This is a genomic window from Hyphomicrobium nitrativorans NL23 (assembly GCF_000503895.1).
GTDB classification, from domain to species: Bacteria; Pseudomonadota; Alphaproteobacteria; order Rhizobiales; family Hyphomicrobiaceae; genus Hyphomicrobium_C; species Hyphomicrobium_C nitrativorans.
This window is the reverse complement of record NC_022997.1, coordinates 2,309,735-2,327,670: the sequence shown is the minus strand read 5'-3', so window position 1 is coordinate 2,327,670 and position 17,936 is coordinate 2,309,735. Positions and strand designations below refer to the sequence as shown.

The window sequence follows — 17,936 nt, the reverse complement described above, 5'->3', positions numbered from 1 at the left end:
CACTATCTCCGGCCGTCAACAGATCAATTTTTCAAACTGAGACACTACCTGTAATGAGGTAGGTTGACTCACGCCGTTGCGCTGAACTTTTTTGAAGCGCGCTGTGCGCGGCTCAAAGCCGCTCGATCTCGACGGGTTCGCCGGCGGGGAGGGCGGGGGCGTCGGCGACGCGGCGGATCAGGCAGTCGGAGCGAGCCAGAGCACCGAGAAGCGAGCTGTCCTGCGAGGACATTGCCGTGACCGTGAGGGCGCCGTCGGCGCGGCGGCCGAGCTTGCCGCGCATGAGGTGGAGGCGCGGGCCGTTGGCCTCCAGCGGTGCCGCGAGAATGGCCGTTTCCGGCACGCGCGTTTCGGCGGTCTCACCCTGCAGGGCGCGGATCAGCGGGACCAGGAACACGCGCGCCGTAACCAGCGCGGAAACCGGATTGCCGGGAAGCCCGAGCACGCGGCGCTCGCCCAGGCGGCCGAACATCAGCGGCTTGCCGGGGCGCATGGCGATTTTCCAGAACGCGAGGTCGAGGCCCTGATCCTTCAACACCGGCCCGACGAGGTCGTGATCGCCCACGGAGGCCCCGCCGATGGTGACGAGAATGTCCGCGTCTCCTGCCGCGACGATGCGCGCGGCGAGGGCGTCCTTCCTGTCAGGGGCGATGCCGAGATCGCGCGGCACCCCGCCCGCGCGCGCGACAAGCGCGGCAATCCCAACGGGGTTCGACGAGACGATCTGGTCGGGGCCGGGCGTGGTGCCGGGCGGCACGAGCTCGTCGCCGGTCGCGAGGATGGCGACCACGGGCTGGCGCGCGACCGCGACCTCGCCATGCCCCATTGCGGCCGCAAGCGTTGCAGAATGCGCATCGAGCCGATGGCTGCGCGGAAGCAGCACGTCGCCTTGCGCGAAGTCGTTACCGGCGGGGCGAATGTTTGCGCCGCCTTGGGTGGGCTGATCTGCGACGAGCGCGTCACCGTCGCGCGTGACATTCTCTTGAATGACGACCGTTCCGCAGGCCGGGGGAACGGGCGCGCCCGTGAAGATGCGCACCGCTTCGCCGGGGCCGACGGTGCCCGCGAACCCGCTTCCCGCCGCCGCTTCGCCGACCACCGTCCAGCAATCGCCGGGGGATGCGGGGCCGCTCCCGTAAATCGCATAGCCGTCCATGGCGGACGCGTTGAATGGCGGCTGGGTGAGCTTGGCTGCGAGATCGCGCGTCAGAACGCGGCCGACCGCGTCTCCGATTGCGACGATCTCCTCGGCCGGCGGCGAAATGCCTTCGAGGACGCGGGCAAGCGCGGTCTCTGCGGGCATGAGTGACATGGGTCAGCTCCCCGATTCGACGGTGTCTTGCGACGGATCTTCCGGCTCTTGCTGATCGTCCCTGCGCGGCGCGGCGTAGTAACCGGTGCGTCCGCCGGTCTTTTCCGCGAGGCGAATGAAGCCGATCTCCATGCCACGGTCGGCGGCTTTCAGCATGTCGTAGAGCGTAAGCGCCGCCACCGAGACGGCCGTGAGCGCTTCCATCTCGACGCCGGTCTGGCCCGTGACGCCCACTTCGGCGCGGATATGGATGCCGGCCGGTTGATCCGACGGCGTGAAGTGAATGCCGGCACGCGTGAGGCCGAGCGGATGGCAGAGCGGAATAAGATCGCTCGTCTTCTTCGCGGCCATGATGCCGGCGATGCGGGCGACGGCGAGCACATCTCCCTTGGGCGCGGTGCCGGACAGGATGAGTTCCAGCGTCTCCGCGTTCATGGTGACGAAGCCTTCCGCAACCGCCGTTCGGTGCGTCGCGTGCTTGGAGCCGACGTCCACCATGTGGGCGCGGCCCGATTCGTCGATGTGGCTGAGCTTGGTCATGATGTGATCTCCGGCGCGAGCAGGGTCTCTGTTGCGGCCTGGACGTCGGCCTGGCGCATCAAGCTTTCGCCCACGAGGAAGGTTTCGACTCCAACGCGCTTCAGTCGCGCGATGTCGGCGGGCGTGAAGATGCCGCTCTCGCCGATGACGATCCGATCCTTCGGTACGCGCGGAGCCAGCTCTTCGGTCGTTGCGAGCGTGGTTTCGAAGGTTTTCAAGTTGCGATTGTTGATGCCGATGAGGCGGCAATCGAGTTTCAAGGCGCGGTCGAGCTCGGCAGCGTCATGAACCTCGACGATGGCATCCATGCCCCAATCGCGGGCGGCGGCGGCGAGATCGGCCGCGATGGCATCGCCCACTTCCGCCATGATGATCAGGATGCAATCCGCGCCCCACGCACGCGCTTCGACGACCTGATAGGTGTCGATCATGAAATCCTTGCGCAGCACGGGGAGGGCAACTTCCGCGCGCGCGTCGGTGAGATATTCGGGTGCGCCCTGAAACGAGGGGCCGTCGGTCAGGATCGAGAGACACGCTGCCCCGCCCGCTTCGTAGGCGCGCGCGAGCGCGGGCGGATCGAAATCGGCGCGGATCAGGCCCTTCGAAGGCGACGCCTTCTTGATCTCCGCGATCAGCGCGGTTTGACCGGCCTTGTGCTTGGCTTCGAGGGCGGCCGTAAAGGAGCGCACGCGCGGGGCGCTGCGGGCATACTCCGCCAAGACCTGCAGCGGCAACTTTGCCTGCGCGGCTGCGACTTCCTCGCGCTTATAGCGGGTGATGGATTCGAGAATATCGGACATGGCTCAATTTATGTCAGGGAAGGGAAGGTAGCTACCGGCCTGGACGGCAGCGGTCAAGCTCGCGAGATCGCGGAGCTGGCGGCATGATGAACGCGCGGCGCATGAAGACTCACGCGAATTTCGTACCGTCAGCCCGCATTATTGCTGATTGCGACGAGGCGTTCGAGCGCCCGGGCGGCGCGGCCGGACTGAATGGCATCCGCTGCGAGCGCCGCACCTTCGGCGAGAGACGCCGCACGTCCCGCCACGATAAGGGCGGCGGCCGTGTTGAACACGACGATATCGCGATAGGGGCCCGGATCGCCGGCGAGAAGGCTGCGGAGCGCCTCGGCGTTATGCGCGCCATCGCCGCCCTTCAGGTCGGCAAGCGTCGCGCGCGGGAGGCCCGCGTCTTCCGGAGTCACCTCGAAGGTCGTGATTGCGCCGTCCTTCAATTCGGCCACCGTCGTCGGCCCGGTGGTCGAGAGTTCGTCGAGGCCGTCATGCCCGTGCACGACCCACGCACGTTCCGAGCCCAGGGCGCGGAGCACCGCCGCAATCGGTTGAACCCATTCGGGCGCGAACACGCCAAGCACGTGATGCTTGACGCCTGCGGGATTGCAGATCGGCCCGAGCAGGTTGAAGAGCGTGCGAATGCCGAGATCGCCGCGTGCTGCGGCCCATGCCTTCATGGCCGGGTGATGGGCAGGCGCCCAGAGGAAGCCGACGCCCGCGTCGTCCACGGCGCGGACAATCGCATCCGTTCCGCAATCGAGCTTCACGCCCAGCGCGGAGAGCACGTCGGAGGCACCCGAAAGCGACGACACCGAGCGGTTGCCGTGCTTGGCGACCTTGAGCCCCGCGCCCGCAGCCACAATGGCGGCGCCCGTCGAGACGTTGAAGGTGCAGTGGCCGTCGCCGCCGGTGCCGACGATGTCGATGGCGCCGGGCGCGACCGTGACCGGCATCATCTTGGCGCGCAGCGTCCGCGCCGCGCCGGTGATTTCGTCCACGGTCTCGCCGCGCACGCGCAGGCCCATCAGGAACGCGCCCATCTGAGCGGGCGTCGCCTCGTTGGTCAGCACGTCGACGGCATGGGCCGCTTCGTCCGCGGTGAGGGGGCGACCGCTCGCGAGCGCCTGTAGGAGGGATTTGATGCCGGATGCGGTGGTCATTGTGATCCCGTTGGCTCAGGCGGCGTTGCGCGGACGCGGCGTGTCGATGCGCCGGGGATCGAGACCTGCCAGCTCCAGAAAATTCGCAAGCAGGGCGTGGCCTTTTTGGGAGGCGATGCTCTCGGGGTGGAACTGCACGCCGTGAACGGGGTGCGTCTTATGCTGAAGCCCCATGATGATGCCGTCGTCGGTCTCGGCTGTGATTTCCAGGCAATCGGGCAGCGTCTCGCGCTCGACGATGAGCGAGTGATAACGCGTCACTTCCACCGGCTGCGGCAGGCCTTTGAACACGCCTTTGTCGGTGTGGCGGATCTGCGAGAGCTTGCCGTGCATCGGCAGCGGCGCGCGGATCACCTTGCCGCCGTAGGCCTGCCCGATGGACTGGTGCCCGAGGCAGACACCGAGAAGCGGCACCTTTCCGGCGCCCTTCTCGATGAGGTCGAGGCACACGCCCGCTTCGTTCGGCGTGCAGGGGCCGGGCGAGAGCACGATGGCTTTGGGCTTCATTTCGAGGACCGCGTCGGCCGTCGTCTTGTCGTTGCGGATGACTTCGGAGGCGGTGCCGAGTTCGCCCAGGAAATGCACGAGGTTGTAGGTGAAGCTGTCGTAGTTATCGATCAGGACAAGCATTAGGGGCCTCGCGCGGGATGTCGGGCGGCAGACGGGACGTCCGTTGGGTGTAGGAACCGGGGCCCAAAGCGTCAAGCATTCGCCAGCCCCGGCGCCCGCATCCCCCCCTCTGTCATCCCGGCGCTGCGTTTCGCTGCGCTCCACTTGGCCGGGATGACAGGGGGGCGTATAAGGGCCGCATGACCCAGCAAGATGCTCTGAAACCCAACACGAGCGTGTCCATCGGCGCGCTGACTGTCTCCAATTCCGCGCCGCTCATGGTGTTCGCGGGACCGTGCCAGATGGAGAGCCGCGCGCACGCGCTCGAAATGGCAGGCGCGCTGAAGGAGATCGCAGCGCGGCTGGGGCTCGGGCTCGTCTACAAGTCGAGCTTCGACAAGGCGAACCGCACGTCGCTTGGCGGAAAACGCGGGATCGGCCTCGACGCCGCGATCCCGGTGTTCGCCGAGATCCGCGAAAAGCTGGGGCTTCCCATCGTGACGGACGTGCACGAGCCGGAGCAGTGCGCGCACGTGGCGGAGGTCGCCGACGTGCTGCAGATCCCGGCCTTTCTTTGCCGCCAGACGGATCTTCTGGTCGCGGCCGCAAAGACCGGCCGGGTGGTGAAGGTGAAGAAGGGGCAATTTCTCGCGCCCTGGGACATGAAGAACGTTCTCGCCAAGGTCGTGGGCTCCGGCAATCCCAACGTGCTCTTGACCGAGCGGGGCGCCTCGTTCGGCTACAACACGCTCGTCGTCGACATGCGCGGGCTTCCGCAGATGGCGGAGACGGGTGCGCCGGTGATTTTCGATGCAACTCATGCCGTCCAGCAGCCCGGCGGGCTTGGCGGCAGCTCGGGGGGCGACCGGCGTTTCGTGCCGGTGCTGGCGCGGGCGGCGGTGGCGGTCGGCGTTGCGGGGCTCTTCATCGAGACGCACCAGGATCCCGATCACGCACCGTCCGACGGGCCGAACATGCTGCCAATCCGCGATTTCGAGCCTTTGATGCGCGAATTGATGGCGTTCGACGCGCTGGCGAAGGCGCGTGTCGCCAGCTAATCGGGCGATTTCGCCGCCAACGGCATCTCGCGATAACTCGCCGTCAGACACACGCAGCCGTCGCGCGGGCAGGCGACGGGTTTGTGGGTCACTTCCTCGTCGAGGTCCGCGACGTCTCCGGGGCGGAATGTGCCGATCTCGTCGGTGTAGCTGCCCGTAAGAACGAGCGTCAGCTCCGCGCCCTCGTGGCCGTGCTTTGGCAGCGCGATCCCCGGCTGAACCATCACGAGCTTCAAGGTTCCGCAGCAGCCCTTCGACAGCGGAATGGTGTAGGTGGCGATGCCGGGCGCCACCGTCTGCCACGGAACGTCGTGCAGACAGCAGCCGACGTGCTTGGCGAGCGGCATGGGTACGCCAGTTTTGCAGATATCGGCAATCGCTTCGCGGTCGGCCGGTGAGCTGCCAACGTCGGCTTCCCCCGCCCGCATGGCGACCACGGGCGGCTGGCAGGACACCGGAACGGGTTCGAGCTTATCGAACAGCGCCACGCCGATTTCCTGCATATGGCGGACTTCCGCCCGGCACTCCGGGCAGAGCGCGAGGTGGGAGGCGACGACGGCGGCGAACGCCTCCGGCTGGCTGCCGGCCGCACAGCACATCAGCGTCGAGATGTCGGGGTGATGGGTAATCGTCGTCATCTATTTGAGTACCTCAAGCTCGCCGCGAATTTTCTGATAGGCGAGCCGCATCCGGGATTTCACGGTGCCGAGCGGCAGTCCGAGCCGCGCGGCGATTTCGCTATGGGAGAGGCCTTCCACGTAGGCCAGCGTCACGACTTCGGCCTGGTCGGCCGGGAGATCGGCCAGTACGGCCTGCACACGGTCGCGGCGCTCGTGCTCGGAGACGATCTCGTCGGGTGCGGGATCGGCAGACGCCTCCTCCTCGATGTCGTCGGGAAGGGGCTGCCAGGCCACCTCGCGGCGCAGACGGTCGATCCTGAGGTTGCGGGCGATGGTGAAGATCCAGGTCGTGGCGCTGCCCTTGTCGCCGGAATAGAGACCGGCCTTGCGCCAGACGGTGAGCAAGGTTTCCTGAGCCAGTTCCTCGGCGGTGTTCGGGTCCGCGCCCTGGCGCATCATGTAGGATTTGACGCGGGGGGCGTAGGTCTGGAAGAGCATCCTGAAGGCCTCGACGTCCCGGTTCGCGGCCACCCGTTGCAGGAGATCAGCCATGGTCCTCTTGGCGTTTCACCGGGCGAACGCCGGTGCGTGCCCTTCCGAAGCGCGACCATAGCCGAACCCAGCGGGCACGCCCAGTTGGGTCAGCGGGTTTAGTTTCCAGCGCTATTGCGCCGCTCTCCAATCGATACGGGGCCTTGCGACTTGTGGATTTGCGACGTTTTCGCGAGCGGGCAACCCCGCCCGGGTGCGCCGCTCGATTGCGAAGCGCTTGGCGCGGAAAGTACTTTTCCGGGCCGTCTTGCCCTGTGCGCCGCTCTGGCGCGCGCGGTTCGGCGCGGTAGACGGGGGGCTCCCCGGCCGTTAAATGTCCCGCAACACACCGGCGGGTGGCCGGGGACTCTGGAAGGAACGGGCGAGCATGGGCGAGGCGCAAGACACGAAACCGGGGGCTTCAGCCGGCACGCGGGACATGGCGAATGCGATTCGCGCGCTCGCCATGGACGCCGTGCAGAAGGCGAATTCGGGCCATCCCGGCATGCCGATGGGCATGGCGGACGTGGCGACCGTGCTGTTCACCGAGGCGCTCCGCTTCGATCCCGCCGATCCCGACTGGCCCGACCGCGACCGGTTCGTGCTCTCGGCCGGACACGGCTCGATGCTGCTTTACTCGCTGCTCTATCTCACGGGCTATCCGGGGATGGACATCGGGCAGCTCGAAAACTTCCGCCAGCTCGGCTCGAAAACGGCGGGCCATCCCGAATTCGGCCACGCGGCCGGTATCGAAACCACGACGGGCCCGCTCGGGCAGGGCATCGCGAACGCCGTCGGCATGGCGCTCGCGGAGCGTCTTTTGAACGCGCGCCTCGGCGACGATCTCGTCGATCACCGCATCTATTGCCTCGCGGGCGACGGCTGCCTGATGGAGGGCATCAGCCACGAGGCGATCTCGCTCGCCGGGCATCTCGGCCTCGGACGGCTGATCGTGATGTGGGACGACAACTCGATTTCCATCGACGGCCCGACGGATCTCTCCGTCTCCGACGATCAGGTTGCGCGCTTCGCGGCTTCGGGCTGGAACACGCTCCGCATCGACGGCCACGACCCGGCGGCGATTTCGGCGGCCCTCAAGACCGCGCGGGCGGACGCCTCGAAGCCGTGGCTCATCGCGTGCCGCACCGTGATCGGCTACGGCGCGCCGACGAAGGCTGGCAAATCCTCCACGCACGGCGAGCCGCTGGGCGTCGAGGAAATTGCGGGGACGCGCGAAAAGCTCGGCTGGAGCGCGGCGCCGTTCGAGATTCCGGACGCAATCCTCGGCGCGTGGCGCGCGCTGGGTGCGCGCGGCGCAGACGAAAACGCGGCGTGGAAGGCGCGCTTCGCTAAAGCGTCGCCGGAATCCAAAGCGCTGCTCGACGCGCCCGCCGCCGCCTCGCGAAAAGGTGCGCTTGCCGATGCGATTGCCGCCGCCAAGGCGCAGTTCGCGGCCGACGAGACGAAGCGGGCGACGCGCGTCTGGTCGCAGCTCACGCTCGAACACCTGGTGCCCGCGCTGCCCGAGCTGCTCGGGGGCTCGGCGGATCTCACGCCCTCGAACGGCACGCGCACGAAGCATCACACGGCCGTCGCGCCGGGGAGCTTTGCGGGCAACTACATCCATTACGGCGTGCGCGAGCACGGCATGGCGGCGGCGATGAACGGCATCGCGCTGCACGGCGGGTTCATCCCCTATGGCGCAACGTTCCTCGTCTTCACGGATTACTGCCGCCCGTCGATCCGGCTTTCGGCGCTGATGGGCCAGCGCGTCGTCTACGTGATGACGCACGATTCCATCGGTCTCGGAGAAGACGGGCCGACGCACCAGCCCATCGAGCATCTCGCGGCACTCCGCGCCATCCCGAACCTTCTCGTGCTGCGCCCCGCCGATGCGCTGGAAACTGCGGAAGCCTGGGAGATCGCGCTCGGACAGGAGAAGAGACCGTCCATTCTCGCTCTCACGCGTCAGGCCGTGCCGAAGTTCGTGCGCCAGGGCGGCGTCGGTGCCAATCTCTCCGCGAAGGGCGCTTACGTTTTGAGCGGTGGCGCCAAGCGGGACGTCACGCTGCTGGCTTCGGGATCGGAAGTCGGGCTTGCGGTCGAGGCTGCTGCAACTCTTGCCAAGGACGGGATTGGCGCCGCCGTCGTGTCAATGCCGTCGTTCGAGCTGTTCCGCGCACAGGATCAGGCGTATCGCGACGAGGTGCTGGGCGATGCGCCGCGCGTCGCGGTGGAAGCCGCCGTCGCGCAGGGGTGGCACGAGTGGCTGCGTCCCGGCGACCGCTTCATCGGCCTTTCGGATTTCGGCGCGTCGGCGCCCGCGCCCAAGCTGTTCCAGCATTTTGGCGTGACGTCCGGGCGGGTGGCGGAGGCCGCGCGCAACGTGGCCGCTGCTGCCAAGAAGGCGTAAGGGGAGCCAATGAACCTCGACAAGCTCAGGACCACCGACGGGCTCGACATCTCGGGAAAGCGCGTGCTCGTGCGCTGCGATCTCAACGTGCCGACGAAAGACGGCGCCGTGACGGACGCGACGCGTCTCGAACGGATCGTGCCGGGCGTCAAGGATCTCGCCCGGCGCGATGCGCGCGTGATCGTGCTCTCACACTTCGGCCGTCCGAAGGGCGGGCCGGACAAGGAGAACTCGCTCGCAGCCGTCGCGGAAGCGCTCCAGACGCTCGTCGGGCAGCCCGTCGCCTTTGCGTCCGACAGCATCGGGGAGGCTGCTCAAGCCGCCGTTGCCGCGCTTCAGAACGGCGGCATCCTGGTGCTCGAAAACACCCGCTTCCATGCGGGCGAAACGAAGAACGATCCGGAGGTCGCCAAAGCGTTCGCGGCGCTCGGCGATCTCTTCGTCAACGATGCGTTCTCGGCCGCGCACCGCGCGCATGCGTCCACCGAGGGCATCACGCATCTCTTGCCGTCCTATGCCGGGCCACTGATGATGGAAGAGATCGGCGCTCTGCGTGCTGCGCTCGACAATCCGAAGCGCCCGGTTGCGGCCATCGTCGGCGGCGCAAAAGTGTCCACGAAAATTCCAGTCCTCACCAATCTCTCGGCGAAGGTCGATAAGCTGATCATCGGCGGCGGCATGGCCAACACGTTCCTGCTCGCCGGTGGCGTCGAGATCGGGCGTTCGCTCGCGGAGCCGAACCTGATCGACACCGTGCACGAGATCATGCACGCGGCGAAATCCCGGAGCTGCGAGATCGTGCTGCCGCAGGATCTCGTCGTGGCGGACAAGTTTGAAGCCGGCGCGCCGCACAAAACCGTGCTCACCATCGACGTTCCGCCCGCGACCATGATCCTCGATGTCGGCCCGAAGACGGTCGATCACTATGTAGACGTGCTTTCGCGTTGCGAGACGCTGCTTTGGAACGGCCCCCTCGGCGCGTTCGAGATCGATCCCTTCGGGGATGGCACGTTCGCGCTCGCCAAGCATGCCGCTGAGCGCACGCGCGCGGGCACGCTGGTGTCGGTCGCCGGTGGCGGGGATACGGTTGCGGCGTTGAACACAGCTGGCGTCACGGGCGATTTCACCTATGTTTCCAGCGCCGGTGGCGCGTTCCTCGAATGGCTTGAGGGACGGGAGCTTCCGGGCGTGGCCGCGCTCGCGCGGTAAGGAAAGCGAACGAGGCCGATGCTCGGGGAACTCCATCTTTATCTCGGTGTCGGGCTTGCGGGGCTGGTGAGCTTCCTCAGCCCCTGCGTGCTGCCGCTGGTGCCGCCTTATCTCGGCTATCTCGGCGGCACAACGTTCGATCAGCTTTCCCACAAGGAGGGCGTGCCGCGCGAGGTGTGGCGGCGCGTCGTGCTCGCCTCCGTCTTTTTCGTTCTTGGGTTCACGACGGTCTTCATCGCGCTCGGTGCAAGCGCGTCGCTCGCTGGGCAATTGATCCAGACGTGGCGCATGGAGCTCGCGTTTGCGGCGGGCCTTGTGATCATCGTTTTCGGCCTGCACTTCCTCGGCGTCGTACGCATTCCTTTCCTCTTGGTGGAGCGGCGCTACCAGGCCGAGCAGCAGGGCGCGAGCTTGCTCGGCGCCTACGTCATCGGGCTCGCGTTCGCGTTCGGATGGACGCCGTGCATCGGGCCCATTCTTGCAGCCGTGCTGGCGCTCGCGGCAAGCGAAGCGAGCCTCGGGGCAGGGGTGCGGCTACTGGCCGTTTATTCGCTCGGGCTCGGCATTCCGTTCATTCTGGCCGCGGTCGCGATCCGCCCGTTCCTCTCGTTCATGCAGCGCTTCCGCCGCCACCTCGGCCTCATGGAGAAGATCATGGGCGTGATCCTGATCCTCACCGGCATCGCATTCCTCAACGTGGTCGACTGGTTCTCGATCCAGGCGCTCGGACTCTGGATGATCGAGACCTTCCCAGGGCTCGCGCGCATCGAGGAAATGGCGACGCCGGAGCAGCTCCAGCAGGATCTCAGAAACTTCCAGCGCGGAAACTGAGACCATGGCGGACGCTGGCACCTCACCTGCCATTGCGCTCACCGTCGCGGGCTCGGATTGCTCGGGCGGCGCGGGCATCCAGGCCGATCTCAAGACGTTCACTGTGCTCGGCGTCTACGGCGCGTCCGTGATCACGGCGATTACCGCGCAGAACACGCAGGGCGTGCAGGATGTCATGACGCTGCCGTCCGCGATCATCGCGGCGCAGATGGCCTCCGTGGCATCCGATCTTCGCGTGCGCGCGATCAAGACCGGAATGCTCGCCGATCGCGCGACGGTCGACACCGTCGTGAATGGGCTCAGCGCGTTTCAGAGCGTGCCGCTGGTGGTCGATCCCGTGATGATCGCGACGAGCGGTGACGTGCTGCTTCAGCCCGACGCCGTAGAAGCGGTCCGGACGCGCCTGATCCCGCTCGCCGACATCGTGACGCCGAACATCAAGGAAGCCGCATGTCTCCTGAATTCCGCGCCCGCCGCGTCGCTCGACGAGATGGAAGCGCAGGGGCGTGCTCTCCTCGCGCTCGGTCCGAAGGCCGTGCTCGTGAAGGGGGGACACGCCGACGGCGATGAGGCCACCGATATTCTCGTGTTCGGTGCGGGCTCGCTGCGCTTTTCCAAGCCGCGCATCGTAACGCGCAATACACACGGCACCGGCTGCACGCTTGCGGCCGCAATCGCCGCCGGATTGGCGAAAGGGCACGCGCTTCCAACTGCCGTGCGTGACGCGAAAGATTATGTCTGGGGCGCGATCGACACGGCGCGCAATCTCGAAATCGGCAGCGGGCAGGGGCCCGTGAACCATTTGTACGTTCCCTGAGAAAAACGCTGTTAAATAACTGTGGCGTCAAGGCATCGCCTGCTAAGCATTTCATCAAGTGCATCTTGTAAGGCGCTCTGGGTTCTGCAACTCTCCCGCTCGTGCAGCGCCATCGTCGGGGGGCGATTGAGCCGCGCACATTTTCTTCCGCAAGGAAGAGTTTGCCTCTACTGGGGGGAGCCAAGTGGCGATCAGGGACGCCGCGAAGCTCGACAAAACCGGTCCGGTCGCTCCGGACCGGTTTTTTCTTGTCCGCATGAAACGCGAACGCTCACTCGCTAACGAAGAGCCGGTCTGCTAAGGCCCGACGCAACGCGCATGCGCGGCAGAACGCGGAAGACCTGGACAACACGACATGGTGCGACTGTGAACAGAGACGTTGCGGGGCCGCCGTCGCACGGGGCCGCCGCCGCCGATTACCGGCTGCGGCTTTCTACGTTTTACGGCGCGCTTTTTCTCATCCTCGGCATTCATCTGCCGTTTCTGCCGGTGTGGCTCGACGCGCGCGGGCTCACGGCGCAAGAGATCGCAATCGTCACCGCGGCGCCGCTCGTGCTGCGCGTATTCGTGACGCCCGCTGCCGCCGTGTTCGCCGACCGCACAGGCCGCCATCGGAGCCTCGTCAACATTCTGGCGCTGCTTGCGTTGTTGCTCGCGCTCTTGCTGTCGCAGATGCATGGGTTTTGGGGATTACTCCTTCTCGCCGTGCCGTTTGCGATCACGCTGTCGACGATCATGCCGCTCACCGAGACCATTGCGGTGGCGGGCGTGCGGGCCCATGGCCTCGATTACGGACGCATGCGGCTGTGGGGGTCGCTCTCGTTCGTCGCGGCCGGTTTTTCTCTGCGGCTGGCTGATCGACAAGACGAGCGCGGAGGCGGTGATCGGATGCCTGCTGGCAGGCGTCGTGGCGACGGCCGCGTGTGCGTGGGCGCTGCCTGAGCGCGCGAACCGCCAGTCTTCCTCGGTGCCGCCGGCCACGGGCCCGGCGCCAGCGGCCTCGCGCGCAGGGACGCCAGCTGGATGGCACGAAGTCCGCCGGCTCGTCAGCACGCCGGTGTTTCTCGGCTTCCTCGTTGCGGCGGGCGCCGTACAGGGCGCGCATGGGATGTTCTACGCCTTCGGCGCGCTCGCCTGGCAGGCACAAGGCATTTCGACGGTATGGATCGGTGCGCTCTGGGCGGTGGCCATCGCAGGCGAGGTTCTCCTGTTCGCCTATTCGAGCCGCGTCGTTTCCCGCTGGGGCCCGGCGACGCTGCTGGTCGCGGCGGGGTGTGCGAGCCTCGTGCGGTGGGCGTTGATGGCGGCGAGCCCCTCGCTTCCGCTGCTCGTGCCGCTGCAACTCCTCCATGCGCTGACCTATGGCGCCTCGCATCTTGCGGCCATGCATTTCATTTCCCGCGCCGTGCCCGAGGGCGCGCAAGGTACCGCGCAGGCGCTTTACGCCACGATGGCAATGGGCGTCGTGATCGGAGGGGCGACGCTGGCCTCGGGCCGTCTGTATGCAGAGATCGGCGCGGAGGCCTACTTCGCCATGGCGGCGCTGGCGGCCATAGGACTTGCCGCCGCGCTGTTCGTGCGGGCGCGTTGGAGCGGCGGGCTCCTATTCGCGCCGAAGTGAGCGCCAGCCTCTCCACTCTTTGTCATCCGGCCGCAGCGAAGCGGAGCGCCGGAACCCAGCGCAAAACTCGTCGGAGACGCAATCTTTCGCGATTAAGAGCTGTTCCTGGATCCCGGCGCGGCGCTCCGGCTTACGCCGTCGCTTGGCCGGGATGACACAAGGCGGCGCGGTCAACCCCACAGCCGCGCAGGGGGCGGATAGAGCAAGCCGTTCTCGAAAATGGCCGGCGGATCGCGATCCTCTGCCAGCAGCAGTGGCCCGTCGAGATCGACCCAGTCGGCGTCCTGCGCCAACAGAAACGCGGGCGCGACGGCGAGCGAACTCGCGACCATGGAGCCGGTCATCACCTTGAGATCGGCGCGGCGCGCGGCGTTCAGCATCGCGAGCGCTTCGGTAAGACCGCCGGCCTTGTCGAGCTTGATGTTGACGGCGTCGTAGCGCGCCGCAACGCGCGGGATGTCCGAGGCGATATGCGCGCTCTCGTCAGCACATACCGGAACGGATCGTGCGAAGCCTTCCAGCGCGCCGTCGGCGTCGGCGGGGAGGGGCTGCTCGATCAATTCGAAGCGCGCGGCAGCGGCAGCTTCGAGCAACGGCCCCAGCATCTCCGGTGTCCACGCTTCGTTGGCGTCCGCGACGAGACGGGCGTCGGGGCGGGCCTCGCGAACGGCCGCCATGCGCGCCGCATCGCCCTCGCCGCCGAGTTTGAGTTTGAGCAGATTGTGATGCACCGCCGCGCGTGCGGCGTCCGCCATCGCGTCCGGCGTATCGAGGCTCAGCGTGAAGCACGTTTCGACCGCGCTCAGGCTCGCGTAGCCCGCCTGCATGGCGGCCGACACGCCGGCCATTTTCGCTTCGAGATCCCAGAACGCGCAATCCAGCGCGTTGCGCGCGGCGCCGGGTGGAAGGACGGACGCGAGCGTTTCCCGGCTTTCCAGACACCCTGGCGTGTCGCTTGCCTTGCCGATAGCGAGAAGCACGCTCTCCACCGTTTCGCCGTAACGCGCATACGGCGTGCATTCGCCGTGGCCGGTCACGCGGCCATCGGTGAGCGTGACGGCGACGACGCGCGCTTCCGTCTTGGCGCCGCGCGCGATGACGAACGGCGTTTTAAGGGGGAAGCTATCGACGGTGACGGCGAGAAGCGCAGCGCCCATGACGCGTGTCCGGGCAGCGCGCTGCCTCGGCTCCCTTAAGCGATGCGCCCGCTGACGTGCGCGAGGAACAGGTAGACGCGGCCCATATCGGACAAGAGATGGGCGTTGACGGCGCGTCCCGAGGGATCGCGGTGCTCGGCGTCGCGGCGGATGTTCTCGAAATCGACGAGGTAGTGGTTGACGGTCCGCTGCAGGTCCGGATCGGTGCGGTAGCGGAGCGTCAGGTCGTCGAAGATCGACTGGCCTTCGGGCGTGTAGATGGACCGCACCATGACGCCGCGCTGACCGGCGTTGATGCGCTGCCAGAGGGCCGCCGTCGTCGCGGGATCGAGCGCGCGGGCGATGGCGTCGATCTGATTATGGAACGGAACGGGGCCCACGGGTTGCGGCTGCGGTTGAGCGGCGTGGCCGTGTGCAGGACCGTGGTTTTCGTCGTCGCGCGAGGCGCGCGCCAAAAGATCGCCGAGCGACCAGCCTTCGCGCCCGTCTGGGCCGGGGCGAGGCAAGGCCTGATAGGGCGAGGCGGCAGCAGGCGGCGCGGGCCGCGACGCTGCCGTGCGCAGATCCGGCGTGCCGAGCGAACTCAGGGTGCGGTTGTCGCCAGGCGAGGGCGCGCGTCCGGCCGAGACGTAAGCGCCGGTCAGAGATCCGCCGCCGCTGGCCGGGTTCGGAGCCGGGATCTGCGCCTGCTGCGGCGGGGTCACGTCTCGGCTCGAAATCGAGCGCGTCGTCAGGTTGGAGAGCTGCTCGATCGCGCGGAGCTGGTCTTGCAAGGCGCGGCGCATCGCTTCCGCGTTCTCGCGCGTCGCGGCGGGCAGGCGGTCCATCTGCTCCTTGAGGCGCCGCTGCTCGGCGGCGATCTCGGCGGCGGCGTGGCTCGCGCGCTGGCGCACCTCGTCCGACGTCTGGTCGATGCGGTTGTGCAGCGAGGAAAGCTGTTCGGTGACGACGGTCGAAATCGATGCGAAGCGGCCGCGCAGCTCTTCGAGGGCGCGCTCGCCCTCCGCGCCCGTTTCGACGCGGAAGCGTTCGAGATCGGTGAGGGCGGCCTGGCGCGCCTCCTCGGCGCTCGCGCGCAATTGCTCGGCTGCGGCCCGCGCGCGCTGCTCGGCGCTCGTGAGCGAGCCTTCCATCGACGACGAGAACCCTTCGACGAACCGGCCGAACTCGTCGGCTTTGCCCGAGAGGCGGTCCATCGTGCTCGTCAGCTCGGCGTGGCGGCCCTGCAGCGTGGATTCGATTTTGAAGTTGGCGTTTTCGAGCGAGTTGGCGGCGCGCATGATCGCCTGTCCCTGGCCCTCGAAGCGGTTGGTCACGGCGTGGACCTGCCCGAGCAGGTTCTCGGACACGCGCTTCAGCATCTCCGACTGGCCCGCGAGTCCTTCGATGGCCTTGAGCGATTGGCGCGTGATGTTCTCGCTCGTGCGGCGGACGGATTGGATGCCGTGCATCAGGCTCTCGTCCAGGTTGACGGCCTGGCGCGCGATCGTCTCGCTGAACGTGCGGGCATGCGTGTCAAGCGCGCTGGTGAGGGCGCGCGCCTTTTCAGACACCGCCGAGTCGATCGCCATCGTCGAACGAACGATCGAGTCGTCGAACGTCTTGAGCCGCTGGCCGAAGGCGGCATCCAGCGCCTTCGTGCGTTCGACGAGCTGCGTGTCGAGGGCCTGCGCGCGGTTGCCGAGAGATGTGTCGAGCGCGCGCGCATATTCCTCGAAGACGAGGCGCAGGCTTTCGGTGCGATCCGTGAGCGAGGTGTCGAGCGTTTGCACGTAGCCGGCAATCGCGTCCTGCAACTGATCGGTGCGCGCGCCGAGGGCGGTGGCGAGGCCGGTCGTATAGCCTTCGAGCATGCCCTGGAGATGCTCGGTCTGATTGCCGAGGGTCGACTCGAGACCTGTCGTGTAGCCTTCGAGCATGACCTGCAACTGCTGGGTCTTGCCGCCCAGCACGTGATCGAGACGCTCGGTACTTTGACCCACGGCCGATTCCAACGCGGTGAGATTGTCGCCCGCGCCCTGGATGATACCCGCCAGCTTGAGTTGCTGGCTGGAGAGCTTGTCGATCAGCGTCGGAATGTCGGTGCCGAGTGTCTTCAACGTCTCGGTGACGCGCTCGCTGGTGCCGAGCAGCGCACTGCGCTCGCCCGCCAGTTCCTGAATGAGGCTGCGGATCTTGCGCTCGTTGTCCTCATACGAGCGTTCGAGGGCCGTGACCTCGTTGTGGACGAGCGCTTCGAGTTCTCCGGCGCGGCCGAGCGCGCGCGAGATGGCGTCGTTCATGAACGCCACCTGCCGGCGCACCGCCTGGCCCAGAGAAGCCACCGACTGTTCGGCCATGCGGTCCGGCTCGGCAAGGCGGATCGCGACTTCCGTCATGGTGGAGGATCGTAGCCGCAACTCTTCCGACCGCCAGGCGAGAAGCGCAAGCGCCCAAAGCACGGCGATGGGCACGACGATCGCGGTCAAGGTCAGGAACGTCGCCGGGTTTTCGAGAAGCGAGAGGAACGTTGCGCCCTCGGCGAATTCGGCCCGCAGGATGATCGACGAGAAGGCGAGGCAAATCACAGTCCAGACGCCGGTCGCGATGGCGGCGTACCGGAACGGGGCGGACGACGGCTTCTGCTCAAGCGCGTAGATGAGGCCGCCGATGGAGGGTGCGTCGTCGTTGGCCGCGACGGTGCCGCGAGGCGGGCCTGCGGGGCGGCGGCGTGCCGCGCGGCGTGTCGACGTTTCGCCGTCCGCGTTCGCTTCGTCGACCGGCGGCTCGGGCTTTTCTGGCTCGGAGCGGACCGTGTTCGGCAGCGGGGGTGGAAGCGTGCGGTTGACGGCAGCCGTCAGCGAGCCGGATTTGGGCGCGTCGGATGGGCGCTCCGACGTGAAATGGGACAGGATATCCGACAGATCCCTACCGCCGCGGTCGCGGTCGTCCACGTCCCTGGCGATGGAGGGGGGAAGGGCCGGCGGCGCGCCGGCGGGGGCGCCCGTCGTGGCGGGCGGCACGCTGCCAAGCGACACGGCGCCTTCGGAGCGCGCGTTTGCGGACGCTCCCGAGCCTGATTTCTGTTCTTGTCGCCATCCACCGTCCGAGCCGCATAAGCCGGCAACTCCAACCCCATGATATGCAGTCCGAGCCTTGTGCTCAAACAGGTTTTGGCGCCCAAAAGGGCTCCATCAACGCCCAATTTCAGGGGCCAGAGGGGGGGAGCTTCCAGCCTTTGCCGAGTAGGCCTCGTTTGGGGCCAAATGAAGTTCGCCCGGCGGC

The 17,936-nt window shown here is 67.2% G+C and carries 16 protein-coding genes; 7 read left to right on the top strand and 9 right to left on the bottom strand.

Features of this window, described 5'->3' with window-relative positions:
- Nucleotides 1-112: 112 nt before the first annotated feature.
- From W911_RS10835 to W911_RS10815, 5 genes are all read right to left on the bottom strand, one after another.
- Complete coding sequence (locus W911_RS10835; RefSeq protein WP_023787584.1) at nt 113-1,312, bottom strand: molybdopterin molybdotransferase MoeA; 1,200 nt, start codon at nt 1,310-1,312, stop codon at nt 113-115.
- Nucleotides 1,313-1,315: 3 nt separating this feature from the next.
- Nucleotides 1,316-1,852 carry a cyclic pyranopterin monophosphate synthase MoaC gene (gene moaC, locus W911_RS10830; protein ID WP_023787583.1) on the bottom strand — a complete coding sequence of 179 codons (537 nt, stop codon included), beginning with the start codon at nt 1,850-1,852 and terminating at the stop codon, nt 1,316-1,318.
- Nucleotides 1,849-2,652, bottom strand: coding sequence for an indole-3-glycerol phosphate synthase TrpC (trpC, locus tag W911_RS10825; protein WP_023787582.1), 804 nt, complete (start codon nt 2,650-2,652; stop codon nt 1,849-1,851). The genes moaC and trpC overlap by 4 nt, the downstream gene beginning before the upstream one ends.
- 128 nt (nt 2,653-2,780) lie before the next feature.
- Nucleotides 2,781-3,806 carry an anthranilate phosphoribosyltransferase gene (gene trpD / locus W911_RS10820; RefSeq protein ID WP_023787581.1) on the bottom strand — a complete coding sequence of 342 codons (1,026 nt, stop codon included), beginning with the start codon at nt 3,804-3,806 and terminating at the stop codon, nt 2,781-2,783.
- A gap of 15 nt (nt 3,807-3,821) precedes the next feature.
- Complete coding sequence (locus W911_RS10815) at nt 3,822-4,436, bottom strand: anthranilate synthase component II (RefSeq protein ID WP_023787580.1); 615 nt, start codon at nt 4,434-4,436, stop codon at nt 3,822-3,824.
- Between the two features lie 179 nt (nt 4,437-4,615).
- Here W911_RS10815 and kdsA point away from each other — a divergent pair, with 179 nt between their 5' ends.
- Nucleotides 4,616-5,473 (top strand): 3-deoxy-8-phosphooctulonate synthase, encoded by an 858-nt coding sequence (kdsA, locus tag W911_RS10810; RefSeq protein ID WP_023787579.1) that lies wholly within the window; start codon nt 4,616-4,618, stop codon nt 5,471-5,473.
- Here kdsA and W911_RS10805 read toward each other — a convergent pair.
- Nucleotides 5,470-6,111 (bottom strand): ChrR family anti-sigma-E factor, encoded by a 642-nt coding sequence (locus W911_RS10805; RefSeq protein WP_023787578.1) that lies wholly within the window; start codon nt 6,109-6,111, stop codon nt 5,470-5,472. The genes kdsA and W911_RS10805 overlap by 4 nt on opposite strands.
- Nucleotides 6,112-6,645 carry a sigma-70 family RNA polymerase sigma factor gene (locus W911_RS10800; RefSeq protein ID WP_023787577.1) on the bottom strand — a complete coding sequence of 178 codons (534 nt, stop codon included), beginning with the start codon at nt 6,643-6,645 and terminating at the stop codon, nt 6,112-6,114.
- A 367-nt stretch (nt 6,646-7,012) separates the two neighbouring features.
- On the opposite strand from W911_RS10800, the gene tkt reads away from it, so the two are divergent.
- The 6 genes from tkt to W911_RS10770 all read left to right on the top strand — a co-directional run bounded on the left by tkt (nt 7,013) and on the right by W911_RS10770 (nt 13,515).
- Nucleotides 7,013-9,037: a transketolase gene (gene tkt / locus W911_RS10795; protein ID WP_023787576.1), complete on the top strand. Its 2,025-nt coding sequence runs from the start codon at nt 7,013-7,015 to the stop codon at nt 9,035-9,037.
- Nucleotides 9,038-9,046: 9 nt separating this feature from the next.
- The gene (locus W911_RS10790; RefSeq protein ID WP_023787575.1) at nt 9,047-10,246 is read left to right on the top strand and encodes a phosphoglycerate kinase; all 1,200 of its coding nucleotides are present in this window, start codon (nt 9,047-9,049) and stop codon (nt 10,244-10,246) included.
- A gap of 18 nt (nt 10,247-10,264) precedes the next feature.
- A complete protein-coding gene (locus W911_RS10785) occupies nt 10,265-11,077 on the top strand; it encodes a cytochrome c biogenesis CcdA family protein (RefSeq protein ID WP_023787574.1) in 813 nt (270 codons plus the stop codon).
- A 4-nt stretch (nt 11,078-11,081) separates the two neighbouring features.
- Nucleotides 11,082-11,894, top strand: coding sequence for a bifunctional hydroxymethylpyrimidine kinase/phosphomethylpyrimidine kinase (gene thiD, locus W911_RS10780; RefSeq protein WP_023787573.1), 813 nt, complete (start codon nt 11,082-11,084; stop codon nt 11,892-11,894).
- Nucleotides 11,895-12,260: 366 nt separating this feature from the next.
- Complete coding sequence (locus W911_RS10775; protein ID WP_051388546.1) at nt 12,261-12,836, top strand: MFS transporter; 576 nt, start codon at nt 12,261-12,263, stop codon at nt 12,834-12,836.
- Nucleotides 12,775-13,515: an MFS transporter gene (locus tag W911_RS10770; protein ID WP_169730577.1), complete on the top strand. Its 741-nt coding sequence runs from the start codon at nt 12,775-12,777 to the stop codon at nt 13,513-13,515. Before W911_RS10775 ends, W911_RS10770 begins: the two co-directional genes overlap by 62 nt.
- Nucleotides 13,516-13,685: 170 nt before the next feature.
- Here W911_RS10770 and dgcA read toward each other — a convergent pair whose 3' ends face one another.
- Nucleotides 13,686-14,672 carry an N-acetyl-D-Glu racemase DgcA gene (dgcA, locus tag W911_RS10765; protein WP_023787571.1) on the bottom strand — a complete coding sequence of 329 codons (987 nt, stop codon included), beginning with the start codon at nt 14,670-14,672 and terminating at the stop codon, nt 13,686-13,688.
- 35 nt (nt 14,673-14,707) lie between these two features.
- Nucleotides 14,708-17,689 carry an apolipoprotein A1/A4/E domain-containing protein gene (locus W911_RS10760; protein ID WP_023787570.1) on the bottom strand — a complete coding sequence of 994 codons (2,982 nt, stop codon included), beginning with the start codon at nt 17,687-17,689 and terminating at the stop codon, nt 14,708-14,710.
- Between the last annotated feature and the right edge of the window lie 247 nt (nt 17,690-17,936).